Genomic DNA, 13,288 nt, shown 5'->3' with positions numbered 1-13,288 from the left:
CGGGATGGCGGGGCACGCGAAAGGGGTGAGTGGTGCCCGAAGGTGACACCGTATTCCTGACCGCCGATCGGCTGCGGCTCGCGCTGGCCGGGAAGACGTTGGTGCGCAGTGATTTCCGGGTGCCGAAGTACGCCACGGTGGATCTGGCCGGTGATCTGGTGGAGGAGGTGGGCAGTTATGGCAAGCACCTGTTCATCCGCACCTCCACCGCCAGCATTCATACCCACTTGAAGATGGAGGGCGAGTGGCGCACGTACTGCACCGGGGAGCGCTGGACCAGGCCGCGCGTCACCGCCCGGGTGGTGCTGGGCACCGATGACACCGAGGCCGTCGGCTTCTCGCTCGGCACCGTGGAGGTGCTGCGCCGCGCCGACGAGCACACGGCGGTCGATCACCTCGGCCCGGATCTGCTGGGCCCGAATTGGGATGCGGCCGAGGCGGTCCGGCGGCTGTCGGCCCATCCGGCGCAACCCATCGGCCTGGCCCTGCTCGACCAGCGCAACCTGGCCGGCATCGGCAACATCTACCGCAGCGAGATCTGTTTCCTGCGCAAGGTCCACCCCGCCACCCCCGTCGAGCGGGTCCCGGATCTATTGGCGCTCACGGAGGAAGCCCACCGCGTGCTCAGCAAGGCCGCCCACCAGCCCCCGTGGCGCCCGCTCGTGTACGGCCGCCAGCGCCGCCCCTGCCAACGCTGCGGCACCCGCATCCAGGTCCGCCCCCTCGGCGACACCACCCCGCCCTCGGACCGCATCACCCAACGCGAACGCGGCATCTACTTCTGCCCCCGCTGCCAACCGGAACCGCAGTAGAAGCACTACGGCAGCGAGCCTGGCAGCTTCGGCCCGAACGGTGGACGAGTGCGGCGGCTCGTCTCCCTACGCCGCGCACTCGGCCGACCGGCGTGCGAGCATCCGTTCCACGAACACGCGGATCTCCGCACCGTTCCATAGACGAAACTACGGTCCGGCGGGGATCACAGCGACTGGATGCCCTTGAGGACGGCGCGGAGCATGTCCATCTGCTGGGAGCCGGCGGCGGGGGTGGGGTCGGGATCGCGGTGGTCGAGGACGCCGTCGTCGATGAGGTCGCCCACGAGGATCTTGGTGGCGGTGAGGGGCAGGCCGAGGCGGGCGGAGATCTCGGCGACGGACTGCGGCGTGCGGCTGAGGCGGACGATCTCGGCGTACTCGGGTTCGGTGCGCCGCAGCGCGCGCGACCCCGAATGCGCCACCAGCGTGAGCATGTTCAACTCGTGGCGGACGCCGCCGGACCGGCCGCGCGTGACCGCGTAGAGGCGGACGAGGGGGCCGGCCTCCTCGTCGAACCAGGACTCACGCTCCTCGCTCATGGCCTCGGGAAGCCGGACCCGTCGAGCGAGTGTGGTCGCGGATCGACCGAGAGGTGGGCGCCGACGCGCTGCACCGTCTGGTTCATCTCGTAGGCGACCATGCCCATATTGGCGGTCTCCGCGGTGAGCAGCGCCAGGCACGCGTTATCGCCCGCCGCGGTGATGAACAGCACGGCGCGGTCCAGTTCCACCACGGTCTGGCAGACGCCGCCCGCCTCGAAGTGGTTGCCCGCGCTGCGCGCGACCCCGTGCAGGGTGGAGGCCATGGCGCAGAACCGTTCGGCGTCGGCCCGGTCCATGGCCGAGCCGTGGCCGAGCAGCAGGCCGTCGGTGGAGAGCACGACGGCGTAGCGAACGTCGGGCAGCCGTTCGACGAGGTCGTCGAGCAGCCAGTCGAGACTACGGGGCTTGGAGGTCGTCACCGGCGCCTTCCTGCGGGTTGTGTTCGGTTTCGGTCGGATTCACGTCCACGCGCTTGCGGCGGCCCTGGCGGGTGCCGATCTCGATGGCCGCCATGAGATCCCGGGCCTGCTCGGCCGTGCGCCCCCGCACGCCACCGGGCGCGGTATAGCTCGAGCCGGGTCCGGCCGTCGGGGTCACCGGCACCGCCGGGCCGAACGCGCCACTGCCGCCGATGTTTCCGGCGCGGTGGCGCACCCAGCCCGATTGCGCGGTGGTCTCTCCGGGCTGCGCCAACGTCCAGCCGTCGTCGGTCGCCGCGGCGCCGGAGGGGGCGTCGAGTTGTGCCGGGCCGGATTCGTGATCGGCTGCCGGCGCACCGGAATCCGGGCCGTCGTCCGTCGCGTCCGGGTCGGCGAGCGCCCAGCCGGACCGGAACCCGTCGGCGGCGCCGGTGCCCGGGGCCGACGCGCTGCGCGCCGAATCACTCCCGGCAGGGGCGGATTCACCGACAGCGCGGGCCTCTCGCCCGACCGTGCCAGCCGGATCGGCGGATTCGTGCTCCGGGGTGGTCGTGTTGCCCGTACCAGCCGGATCGACGAACCTGCGCGTTGGGGCGATCGCGTCGCCGATGTTCGCTGGATCAGCGGACCCGAGCGCCGAGGCGGCCGTGTTACCGGTGCCAGCCGGATCGGCGGATTCGCGCGTCGCGTTGGTGCCGGAACGCGCCGGCTCACCCTCGTTGCCGGCGTCTACTCCGGATCCGGCTACAGCACCGTGGCTTTCACCCTCGGCTCCGCTGTGTGTCTCGGACCCGTCCGGTCGGCCGGTGGTCGCGCCGGGCAGGTCGAGGGTGCCGCCGCCGTGGACCGCCGAGGCGGCATCCGTGGTCGAAGCGCCCGATGCGAGCTGGTCGTCCACCTGCGCGGTCTGACGACCGGCGGTCGATGTGGATTCGCCCGTTACCGCCGCGCCGGCCGACGGCCCCGACCCTTCCGAGCCGGCGTCGTCAGCACCGGATACGGAATCGCCCTCGCGGGCCGGAGTGGCCTTCGGATCAGACTCGGCGGCAGACGATTTCGCGTTCCTCCGGGGCAGTGCGGGTCGCGCATCGCCCATCGCGGTGTCCTGGTCGGTCGGCTCGGCCGAGGTACCCGGAGTCGGGGGGATCTGGGCGACCGACTCGATCGACGCGCCTCGGTCCTCCGAACTCACCGAGCCCTGCGCGACCGAATCACCGGCGACGGTCGGCGCGTTGGAACCCGAATCTGCCTCCGGCGCAGACGTTTCCGCATACGCCGCCCCGTACGGTGCGGGCTCCGCCCCCGGCGCACCCTGCCGACGACGGCGGGGCAGTGCGGGCCGCCCGTCCGACGGCGGCGCGGCCTCGACGCGCACTTCGGTCCGCGGCTCCGCGACCGCCGTCGCGGTCCCCGCACCCGACCCCGGACCGTAGCCTCCCGCACCGCCGGGCGGCGTGAGCGGTTCGTCGGGCGTCGACTCGGTGGTGAGCAGCGCCGTCGGCACCAGCACGATCGCCTTCACCCCGCCGTAGTCGGACTCGGTGAGCCGCACCGAGATCCCGTGCCGCACAGCGAGTTTCGCGACCACGAACAACCCGAGGCGCGCGTCGCCCGACAGGGTCGCGACGCTGAAGTCCGGCGGGTCGCCCAGCAGGGCGTTGCGTTCGGCCAGCTCGGCCTCCGACATGCCGAGCCCCTGGTCGATGATCTCCAGCGCGATCCCCTTGCCGACCGGGACACCCGCCACTTCGACCCGCGACTCCGGCGGGGAGAACGCGGTGGCGTTGTCGGTGAGCTCGGCGATGAGGTGGATGAGGTCGGTCACGGCGACGCCGGAGACGCGCACGTCGGGCAGCTTGCCGGTGTGAATCCTGGTGTAGTCCAAGCTTTCCGCCACCGCGCTGCGCACCACGTCGATCAGCGGCACCGGGTTGCGGTAGCGCCTGCCGGGCTGTTCGCCGCCGAGGATGACGAGGTTCTCCGCGTTGCGCCGGGCGCGGGTGGCCAGGTGGTCGAGCTGGAACAGCAGGTCCAGTCGCTCCGGGTTCTCCTCCTGACGCTCGGCCTTGTCCAGCAGCACCAGCTGGCGATGCACCATCACCTGGCTGCGGTGCGCGATATTGAGGAACACCGACGCCACACCCGCGCGGGTCTTGGACTCCGCCACCGCCGCCGCGACGGCCGCGCGGTGGGCGCGGTTGAACGCGTCGGCGACCTGCCCGATCTCGTCGCGCCCGAATTCGAGGCGCGCGATCTCGACGTCCCCCTCGGCCGCGCCGCCCTCACCGAGCTTGCGGATGGTCTCGGGCAGTTGTTCGTCGGCCAGCTCGAGGGTGTCGCGGCGCAGCTTCTGCATGCGGCCGACGAAGCGGTTGGCCAGCAGCAGTGCCGCCAGGAACGCCAGCAGCGCGATCAGCAGCACCACGGCACCGCCCCACAGCGCTTCGCGCTCCAACTCGGCGCCCTCGGCCGCGGCGATCCGGTGCTGGTCGCGGCTCTGGTCCTCCCACAGCTTCAGCAGTTCGGACCGCACGGTGGTGGCGGCCTGCTGCCACTCGGCCGCGCCGAGGGGCAGCGGCTCGGTCTCGGTGCTCTGCGTGGTGCGCGACTGCCTGCCCGCACCCGAGGTGTCGTCGGACTCGACGTCGATGCCGCGCAGCATGATCGCGTCCTCCATCGCGACCAGCTGTCCCCACGCCGGGCTCGCGAGGGTGGCCTGCAACTGTTCCTGCCGGGCGCCGACGAGCACCGATCGCGCGTAGGCGATCTCGCCGCGGCTGTCGCCGATATAGCCGTCGAACTGGACGCGCTCGGCCTCGGTGAAACCGTCGGTGAGCAGCGCGGCCGCGCCGAGCGTGCTGGCGCGCGAGATCGCCTCGGCGGCGCGCAGCGGGTGCATGGCCTTGTACAGCTCGACGGCGAGGTCGGCGTCGGGCGCGACGCCGGAGGCCATCAGCGTGATGTGCACCAGCGTGTCGACGGTCTCGCTGAACAGGGCGAACACCTGGTCGGCGGGCACGGCGCCGCCGTCGATCCCCTCGCGCAGGGCGGGCAACTGGGCGTATTGCGTTTGGTAGCCGACGATTTCGGCTTCCAGATCGGGGCGCAGCGCGGCGGCGACGTCGCCGCGGGCAGTGAGCGCGGCCAGCGCGCGGTCGGTGTTCTGCCGGATCACGGGCAGCGCCGCCGTGGCCTCGGGGTCGCCGGCGAGGTGCAGGACGGTGGCGCGCCGCTCGTCCTGGACGGCCTCCACCATGCGGATGGCCGGGGTGGTGGTGGCGCCCGCCATCTCGGCCCAGTCCTTGGCGGTGCGGCTGTCGGTCACCGACTGCCACGCGGTGACGACGCCGATGGACATGAGCGCGAGGCTGGGGATGAGAACGATCGCCAGCAATCGGGTGCGCACGCCCAGTGGCGCGCGCAGCAATGCCCGTATCCCACCTTCCCGTGCGCCGCTCGGTAATAGCCGTTGGATTCTCTTGCTGATCACCGAAGATCTTGCCTACTTCTGGGCATTGCTGCCCCCCTTGCGAATAACGGCCGGGAAAGGCCGACGACGGCGCCGCACCGGTCGTCGGAAAGCCACCCTAGCCAGTGGAAGATCAGCCACGCAATACAACGGGAACGGTCGCCGACCGGCGGGAAACCGCCGCGGCACCATAGAGCCCCGTATGCACGAGTTATTCGCGTGTGCTACCGAAATCGGGAACAGGTTCCGGTTCGCGCGGCACCGGTTCCGGGTGTTTCGCGTGATTCCGGCGCGGCCGTCGGGAGTCGGTCCGGGCCCGGGGAGTGGTCGCGGTCACAGCGATGTCACATCCTGCGCAGTGGGTGCCCAGTTGATCCCGTCGAAACAGTGCACATTGCGCAAGTTCAAATCCAACTATTGTTCATCTCGCTTACTCGGGACAGGATATCGGCACCAGATGCTCAACGATGTCGGGCGCCCACCGGCGCCGGAATCCAGGAGTGACCGATGACCGAACTCGCCGACCGCGATCTGAGCACCGCGCCCTACGACCTCGCCGACCGCTACCGCGTCGGTTCGGGCACCGTCGTGCTCACCGGCGTGCAGGCGATCGCCCGCCAGCTGGTGGAACAGCACGTGCGCGACCTGCGCGCCGGACGGCGCGTCGGCACCTTCGTGTCCGGCTACCAGGGCAGCCCGCTGGGCGGGGTGGACCGGATGCTGTCGGGGATGCCGAAGGTGCTCGCCGAACACGACATCTCCTTCGTGCCCGGCCTGAACGAGGAATTGGCCGCCACCTCGGTGTGGGGAAGCCAAGGCCGGCTCCCCGCGGGCAATTCGACGCACGACGGCGTGGTCGGCGTGTGGTACGGCAAGGGGCCCGGCCTGGACCGGGCGACCGACGCGCTACGGCACGCGAACATGTACGGCGCCAACGCGGGTGGCGGGGTGCTGCTGCTGGTGGGTGACGATCCCGCGTCGAAGTCCTCGACCGTGCCCGCGGTGAGCGAACGGTCGCTGGCCGCGATGAACATCCCGGTCCTGTTCCCGCGCAACGCCCGCGAGATCATCACCATGGGTCTGCACGGTGTCGCGCTGTCGCGGGCCTCGGGGTGCCTGGTGGCGCTGAAGATCGTGGCCGATGTCGCCGACGGCGCCTGGACCGTGGACGGTTCGGTCGGCGAATTCGACATCGTGGTGCCCGAGATCGAATGGGAGGGAAAGCCGTTCGTCTACCGGCAGCGTCCGATGGCCGCACCGACGGACAGCGTGATCGCCGAGGCCGACCTCTACGGGCCGCGCTGGGAGCTGGTCAAGGCCTACAGCACCCGCAACGAACTCGACGTGATCGAGGTCGATCCGCCGCGCGCGGTGGTGGGCGTCGCCGCCACCGGCACCACCTTCGACGCGGTGCGCCAGGCGCTCACCGACCTCGGGGTGACCGACGACGACCTGATGCGCGCGGGTGTCCGGCTGTTGCGCATCGGCATGCCGTATCCCATTGCCCCGGACTGTGTCCGGCGTTTCGCGCAGGGGCTCGAGCGGCTCGTCGTGGTGGAGGACAAGACCGCGTTCGTGGAAACGCAGATCCGCGAAATCCTTTACGGCACCGCCGACGCGCCCGCCATCCTGGGCAAGCGGGACGCGCGCGGGCGCGAATTGTTCAGCCCGAACGGTGAACTCACCTCCGGCCGGATCGCGGCACCGCTGCGCCGCGTGCTCGGCGATTACCTGGAATTGAAACGCCCGCTGCCGCAACCATTGTCGCTGTCGGTGCTGTCCACGAAACGGGCCGCGTATTTCTGTAGCGGATGCCCTCACAACCGGTCGACCGCCGTGCCGGAGGGTTCGCTCGCGGGCGGCGGCATCGGCTGCCACACCATGGTGACGATGTCGGGACGCACCGACAGCGCCGTCACCGGGCTGACCCAGATGGGCGGCGAGGGCGCGCAGTGGATCGGGCAGGCGCCGTTCACCGACGTGCCGCACCTGTTCCAGAACATCGGCGACGGAACGTATTTTCACTCCGGGCAGCTCGCGGTGCAGGCGTGCGTCGCGGCCGGGGTGAACATCACCTTCAAACTCCTGCACAACGACGTGGTCGCCATGACCGGCGCGCAGGACGCCGAAGGCGCGATCGGCGTGCCGAAGCTGACCCACAAACTGCATCTCGAAGGGGTGCGGCGGATCGTGGTCTGCGCCGACGAGCCCGGCCGCTACCGCAAGCGCGATCTGGCCCCCGGCACGCTGCTGTGGCACCGCGACCGGCTCGACGAGGCGCAGCGCATGCTGCGCGAGATCCCCGGCGTGACCGTGCTCATCTACGACCAGCACTGCGCGGCCGACGCGCGGCGCCAGCGCAAGCGCGGCACCCTGCCCACGCGGCGCACCCGGGTGGTCATCAACGAGGCCGTATGCGAGGGGTGCGGCGACTGCGGTGTGAAGTCGAACTGCCTGTCGGTACAGCCGGTGGAGACCGAGTTCGGGCGCAAGACCCGCATCGACCAGACCTCCTGCAACACCGATTACAGCTGCTTGGACGGCGACTGCCCGTCGTTCGTCACGGTGGAACTGCCCGAGCAGCCGCGCAAGCGCAAGAGCGCCCGCCGCGCCGAGCCGCCGCGCCTGCCCGAACTCGCGCTCGCGCCGCCGACCGGCACGCAGAACGTCTTCCTCGCCGGCATCGGCGGCACCGGCATCGTGACGGTGAACCAGGTGCTGGCCACCGCCGCCATGCGCGCCGGGTACGAGGTGGCGAGCCTGGACCAGATCGGGTTGAGCCAGAAGGCCGGTCCGGTGGTGTCGCACCTGCGGTTCGCCGGGGGCGCGCTCGAACCCGCGAACCGGCTCGCGCCCGCCTCGGCGGACTGCGTGATCGCGTTCGACCTGCTCGCCGCCACCGACAACAAGAACCTCGCCTATGGCAACGCGGACTCGACCATCGCGGTGGCGTCCACCAGCCGCACCCCGACGGGCGCGATGGTCTACGACAAGTCGGTGGCGCACCCCGACGAGTCGCTGCTGCTGGCGCGGCTGGCGAAGGTGTCGCGCTCGCTGCACTCCTTCGACGCGCTCGCCGCGGCCGAGACGCTGTTCGGCAACACCGCCGCCGCCAACCTGATGCTGGTCGGCGCGGCCTACCAGGTGGGCGGGCTGCGGCTGCCCGCCTCGGCGATCGAGGAGGCCATCGAGATCAACGGTGTCGCCGTGGCGGCCAATATCGAGGCGTTCCGCTGGGGACGGCTGGCGATCGCGCGGCCCGAGGAGTTCGCGGCGGCCACCCGTCCTGAGCGGCCGGAGCCGACGCCGATTCCGTTGCCCGCGAACCTGTTCGACGGACTCGCCGCCACGGGCGAGACCCGACGGCTGGTCGAGCTGCGCGCGGCGGAACTGGTCGGCTACCAGAACGCGGCCGTCGCGCGGGAGTACGTGCGCACCGTGCAGCGGGTGTGGGAGGCCGAGCGCGCGGTGACCGAGCGCACCGAGTTCAGCGAGCAGGTGGCGCGCGGGCTCTACAAGTTCACCGCCTACAAGGACGAGTACGAGGTGGCGCGCCGGCTCACCGACCCGGCCTTCCTGGCCGAGGTGGCGGCGCAGGTGCCCGACGGCGCCAACCTCACCTACCGTCTGCACCCGCCGGCGCTGCGGGCGATGGGGCGCACGAAGAAGATCGGCATGGCGCCGCGCAGCCACTTCACGCTGCGGCTGCTGGCGATGGGGAAGCGCCTGCGCGGCACCAAGTTCGACCCCTTCGGCTACGCCCACGTGCGCCGCGTGGAGCGAGAACTGCTGTCCCACTACACCGCGACGATCGAGGATCTGGCCGCGCGTCTCGACACCGCCGGGTACGACCGGGCCGTCGAGGTGGCCGGGCTGCCCGACATGGTGCGCGGGTACGAGGACGTGAAGCTGGCCAACGTGGCGCAGTACCGGGATCGCCTGCGCGAGTTGGGAATCGACCCGCCCGCCTGCTGACCCCAGGACCCGGCTCGGGATCGTGACGCCGCCGAGCCGAGCAAGGAAACGGCCCGGACCTGCATGGTCCGGGCCGTTTCGGGTTGGGTGGGAAGTGCCGCGTCGGCACCCTCAGCGTGCGGTGGCGCGCTCCCTGCGGCGCAATGTGCGCGCGTAGTCCTCGAAGCGGGCCTTGGCGATGACCGAGCGGTCCTCGGTGCGCAGGACGATGCCCTCGGGGTGGCCGCCCGCGGACTGGTCGAGGCCGCAGCGGGTGACCGGCAGGCGGTCGGCCAGCAGTTCGTGGGTCGCCGCGACGTCGCGGGGGAGGTCGGCGGCGTCCACGGTGAACAGCCGGGGCGTGAGTTCGAGGCCCGCCTGTTCCGCGGCCGCGGCGAGGCGGGTTTCGTCCAGGAACGGCTGCCCGCCGGCGTCGTGCCACGCGAAGATGTCGGAGAGCAGGCGGCGCAGCATCGATGCGTAGTCGGCCAGCTCGACCACGTCGAACAGCCGGTAGCCGATCGCCCGGGTGCCGGTGTATTGCTTGCTCGCCGCAGTGACCTTGCCGCCGTACAACTCCAGGTAGTACACGCGCACGAGGTCATCGGCCGGGGCCGCCGCATCGGCGAAGTCCCGAAGCACCGCAACGATGCCTTGCGCTGAGTTGCTGTCCCGCCTCTCCGCGTATAAGGCGGCTGCGCCAGGTGTGGGGTGACTCGAGCTGCCGTCTCTCGGAGGGAAGTGGGTTGGGTCAGCCCGCCCCCGATGAGTTACCCATGTTCTCTCGAGATCACGGGGGAGTCGGCGATCCAGTTCGTTTGGTCGCCCCCCCCGAATCGGCCGTGCGCACATCGAAATTCGCCAACCCATCGTCGGCGATTCCCGAAATCCGGGTTCACCGAAATCCTCTCGGACGGAGCCGAAGCGCGCACGTGCGGTCCGGCGACGGCTGCGTCCGGCCTCGAGCGGGCCGACGATTACCGCCGTTCGGTGGCCGAGTTGCCGGTCGGCTCGCGCGCGGCCCGTCGGACGGCGACGTTCGGGCGCTCATCGACGGGTACGCCGACGCCGTAGATCGCTCCTTGGCCGACGGCCTGACCACGGCATACGGACCGAAACCGCCCGAGAGCGAGCATGACTCAACAAGGTGACGAGAACCGCGCCGGTGTTGTCCTTACGCAGGGGTTTTCACCTGCGGAGCGACCTCCGGGTTCAGCGGCCGAGTTCCCCGTCCGTCGACTCGCGCGTGGTGCGCGGGCGGTTGGGGCTGCTGAAGGTGGGGCGGAAGTCGATGTCCGCGGCGGGGGTGGGGTATTGCTCGGCGGCAGCGGGCACGTGGCTGAAAAGGCTCGGCTGACTGTCGTTCATCTCGATACTCCTTTTGTTCCTTAGAGCATTCGTTCGTGAGCGCGGGGGGCGTCCACGGCCGGAGCGGGTGCTCGACGGGCTGGACGCGGCCGTACCGTTCGGGTTTCGGGGGTGGCAGGCGGCTCGAATTCGCGACGGTCGGTATCAATCTTTCGTGAGTTGCCGAGAACCACAGTACACGTCCGCGTGCGGTTGGGCCCGGCAAATCTCACGCGGACCCACCGCCCGCGCGCGTACGGCAGCCCGGCGCGGGGCGGACCGGCGGCCGGCGACCGTGCGACGCCCGCGCGTGATCGCCGGCACCCGCTCGGCCGCCGCTGCCGGGCGACCATGCCACGTCCGCGCGTGATCGCCCCCGCATCGCTCGGACGCCGCTGCCGAGCGCCGGTGAATCCGCCTCGGCGCCAAACCAATTAGCGTTGCTCAGTTCCTGAAACGGGCGCGCGGGTCCCCGCGATGTGAGGAGTATCTTTTGCCGGTGCGGCCCCTGGAGGTGGGCATGTTCGACGCGGCAGCGATCGCCGGGTATCTCGCGGCGGCGCTCGGGGGAGCGGGATCCCGGTGGGTGGACGAGAATCTGGATCGGGCGTTCGGCGCGCTCACCGAACTGGTCACCGCGAAGCTCGGGGGCCGGGCGGTCGCCGACCTCGCGCGCAACACCGACAGCGTCAGCGCGCGGGCGCGGGTCGCCGCGGCGCTCGAGGAAGCGGCCGAGGACGATCCGGATTTCGCCCGTGACATCTCCGAATTGCGCACCCGGCTGGACGAATTGACCGGCCAGGTCACGATCGAAGGGCAGAACACCTTCGGGCAGCTCGTCATCGGTTCGGGTACCAATGTCGGCCGCGACAACACGGTCACGACCATCACCACGAACGGCGCCCCGCATCCCGACGATTTCAGCGCGGCCCCGATGTGGACCAAAGCCTGCCTTTGGGTAGGCGGTTTCATCGCCGCAGTCGGCTGGTTCATAGGGTTCGCCGCGATCTCCACCCAGAGCTCGCACCAGGACTTCACCAGCGGTTTCGTGGTCTTCGCGATCGGCGGCGTGGTGATGGCCGTCGGTGAACTCGGCGCTCGGACGACTCGCCGCTGAGGATCGGGGCGGTCGGCCGGTCATGCGGTCGGCCGGTCGGGGCGACGATGCCGGTGCCGAGAGCCCCTCGGGCACAAGCAATCGACGAGGGGGGATGCTCTTTCGAGGTTCGAGGTTCGCGGTTCGCGGTTAGCAGCGCACTCCCTCTCACCCCGCGCGGCGCAACTCGTCCACGTACCGATGCGCCTCGCGCGCGATATCGCGCCAGAGCGCCAGGGTCGCGTCGCGGTCGGGGCGGGGCGGGAACTCGATCCATTCGCGCATGGTGCGTTTGCCCATCACCACGCGACGGGCGACGCCGGATGCCACCAGTTCCTCCGTGCGCTCGCGGGGAAGCTTGGCGATGAGTTCGCCCTCGAATCCCAGGAACGCGAAGATCTTTCCACCGACGCGCAGGCCGGGGCTGCGGAACATGGTGCCGGTGGCGACTTCCGGATCGTCCGCGAAGTCCGCGGCGATCCGGTCCAGCAAATCGACATGGGGCACGTCATCTCGGGCGGGCACGGCGTTCACCTCTCTCGGGTAGGACGCGTTCGAGCGCGTCGACGGAACCGCTGACCGTCAGCCCTTCGGCCTGGGCCTTGCGCACCGAGATCTGCCCGGTGAACAGCCGGATCAATACCTGCGGCGGGGCGGTGACGGTGGCGTCGGGCTGCCGGTCGGTCGAGCAGGGGCGCACGTCGACGCGGCCGCCGCCCGCGAGGACATCGCACCCGTCGGACAGATCGCCCAGCCGGACCGTGACCGGGGGTTCGTCCGGGGCCCCGTCGCGGGCGAAATGGCGTAGCGGCAGGGCGAACCAGTGCACCCGGAACTCGTCGTCCTCGGGCGGAGCGGCCATGAGCGGCGCGCCCCACCTGGTCAGCTCGCCGACCACGCCGCCCAGGTCCCGGCCGCGCGCGGTGAGGCGGATCAGCGTCGCCGCGACCGGCGGCGGTTCCTCGGTGCGCACGAGCAGACCGGTCGCCTCCATCTCGCGGAGCCGGTCGGCGAGCAGATTGCTGGCGATGCCGGGCAGGCCGCGCCGCAGATCGGCGAAACGGCACGGGCCCTGAGTGAGCAGTTCCCGCACGATCAACAGGGTCCACCGGTCCCCGACCAGGTCCAGGGCGCGGGCCATCGAGCAGTACTGGTTGTACGAACGCACCCTCCGAGTCTAGCAAGTTGGTTGAGAAAATCTACCAATAGGTTTAAATTCTAAACTATCAACCGAACGGCGAGATCCGAGGAGAAGGTCATGGCTGTTGTCAGCGAGCACGCACCCGAGGTGTTGCGGGACTACTACGACGTCCTGACGGGCGGCATCGAAAAGTACGGCGACGGTGCGCAACTCGCGCCGTTGCTCATCGGTGACCTCGTCTTCGAGGGACCGATCGCCGGGACGGTGGCGGGTGTGGAGCCGTTCCTGCGAGGAGTGAAGGGATTCATCGCGAACGTCGAGAGGATCGACCTGCTCCAGGAAGTCCTCACCCACGACGGCGCCGCGACCCTCTACGACGCGCACATGCCGGGCGGCCCGACCCGCCTCGCCGAGTTCTTCACTTTCGAGGGCGGCCGGATCGCGCGGCTGCGCCTTCAGTACGACCCGGCCGACTATTTGGCCAAGGGTGGCGCCTGACTTTCTGGAA

At 70.5% G+C, this 13,288-nt stretch carries 11 protein-coding genes; 4 read left to right on the top strand and 7 right to left on the bottom strand.

Annotated features, from left to right (window positions below):
• Positions 1 to 32 precede the first annotated feature (32 nt).
• Positions 33 to 812, top strand: coding sequence for a DNA-formamidopyrimidine glycosylase family protein (locus OHB21_RS02350; RefSeq protein ID WP_067510697.1), 780 nt, complete (start codon positions 33 to 35; stop codon positions 810 to 812).
• Positions 813 to 976: 164 nt separating this feature from the next.
• On the opposite strand, the gene OHB21_RS02345 is transcribed toward OHB21_RS02350, so the two are convergent.
• From OHB21_RS02345 to OHB21_RS02335, 3 genes are read right to left on the bottom strand one after another with little or no spacing between them, the layout of a single operon-like run.
• Positions 977 to 1,351, bottom strand: a complete 375-nt coding sequence (locus OHB21_RS02345; RefSeq protein ID WP_067510657.1) for a DUF742 domain-containing protein — start codon at positions 1,349 to 1,351, stop codon at positions 977 to 979.
• Positions 1,348 to 1,773, bottom strand: coding sequence for a roadblock/LC7 domain-containing protein (locus OHB21_RS02340; protein WP_195125472.1), 426 nt, complete (start codon positions 1,771 to 1,773; stop codon positions 1,348 to 1,350). The genes OHB21_RS02345 and OHB21_RS02340 overlap by 4 nt, the downstream gene beginning before the upstream one ends.
• Positions 1,751 to 5,200, bottom strand: coding sequence for a sensor histidine kinase (locus OHB21_RS02335; RefSeq protein ID WP_228790594.1), 3,450 nt, complete (start codon positions 5,198 to 5,200; stop codon positions 1,751 to 1,753). The genes OHB21_RS02340 and OHB21_RS02335 overlap by 23 nt, the downstream gene beginning before the upstream one ends.
• Positions 5,201 to 5,749: 549 nt before the next feature.
• Between OHB21_RS02335 and OHB21_RS02330 the strand changes: the two genes are divergently transcribed.
• Positions 5,750 to 9,217, top strand: coding sequence for an indolepyruvate ferredoxin oxidoreductase family protein (locus OHB21_RS02330; protein ID WP_195125471.1), 3,468 nt, complete (start codon positions 5,750 to 5,752; stop codon positions 9,215 to 9,217).
• A 111-nt stretch (positions 9,218 to 9,328) separates the two neighbouring features.
• Here the strand turns inward: OHB21_RS02330 and OHB21_RS02325 are convergent, their stop codons facing one another.
• Complete coding sequence (locus tag OHB21_RS02325) at positions 9,329 to 9,838, bottom strand: RNA ligase family protein (RefSeq protein ID WP_195125470.1); 510 nt, start codon at positions 9,836 to 9,838, stop codon at positions 9,329 to 9,331.
• Between the two features lie 570 nt (positions 9,839 to 10,408).
• Positions 10,409 to 10,564, bottom strand: coding sequence for a hypothetical protein (locus OHB21_RS02320; protein WP_157115843.1), 156 nt, complete (start codon positions 10,562 to 10,564; stop codon positions 10,409 to 10,411).
• 472 nt (positions 10,565 to 11,036) lie between these two features.
• Between OHB21_RS02320 and OHB21_RS02315 the strand changes: the two genes are divergently transcribed.
• Positions 11,037 to 11,660 carry a hypothetical protein gene (locus OHB21_RS02315; protein WP_067510621.1) on the top strand — a complete coding sequence of 208 codons (624 nt, stop codon included), beginning with the start codon at positions 11,037 to 11,039 and terminating at the stop codon, positions 11,658 to 11,660.
• 147 nt (positions 11,661 to 11,807) lie between these two features.
• On the opposite strand, the gene OHB21_RS02310 is transcribed toward OHB21_RS02315, so the two are convergent.
• Positions 11,808 to 12,164: a hypothetical protein gene (locus tag OHB21_RS02310; protein WP_147265952.1), complete on the bottom strand. Its 357-nt coding sequence runs from the start codon at positions 12,162 to 12,164 to the stop codon at positions 11,808 to 11,810.
• Entirely contained in the window at positions 12,148 to 12,807 is a 660-nt protein-coding gene (locus tag OHB21_RS02305; RefSeq protein ID WP_195125469.1) for a winged helix-turn-helix transcriptional regulator, read from the bottom strand. Before OHB21_RS02305 ends, OHB21_RS02310 begins: the two co-directional genes overlap by 17 nt.
• A 90-nt stretch (positions 12,808 to 12,897) precedes the next feature.
• On the opposite strand from OHB21_RS02305, the gene OHB21_RS02300 reads away from it, so the two are divergent.
• On the top strand, positions 12,898 to 13,278 hold the full coding sequence (locus OHB21_RS02300; RefSeq protein WP_067510617.1) for a nuclear transport factor 2 family protein: 381 nt from the start codon (positions 12,898 to 12,900) through the stop codon (positions 13,276 to 13,278).
• The last annotated feature ends 10 nt before the right edge of the window (positions 13,279 to 13,288 follow it).

Source organism: Nocardia puris (assembly GCF_036051655.1).
Classification (GTDB): domain Bacteria; phylum Actinomycetota; class Actinomycetes; order Mycobacteriales; family Mycobacteriaceae; genus Nocardia; species Nocardia puris.
Note: the sequence above shows the minus strand (reverse complement) of the source record. Positions and strands in the feature narration are given on the sequence as shown.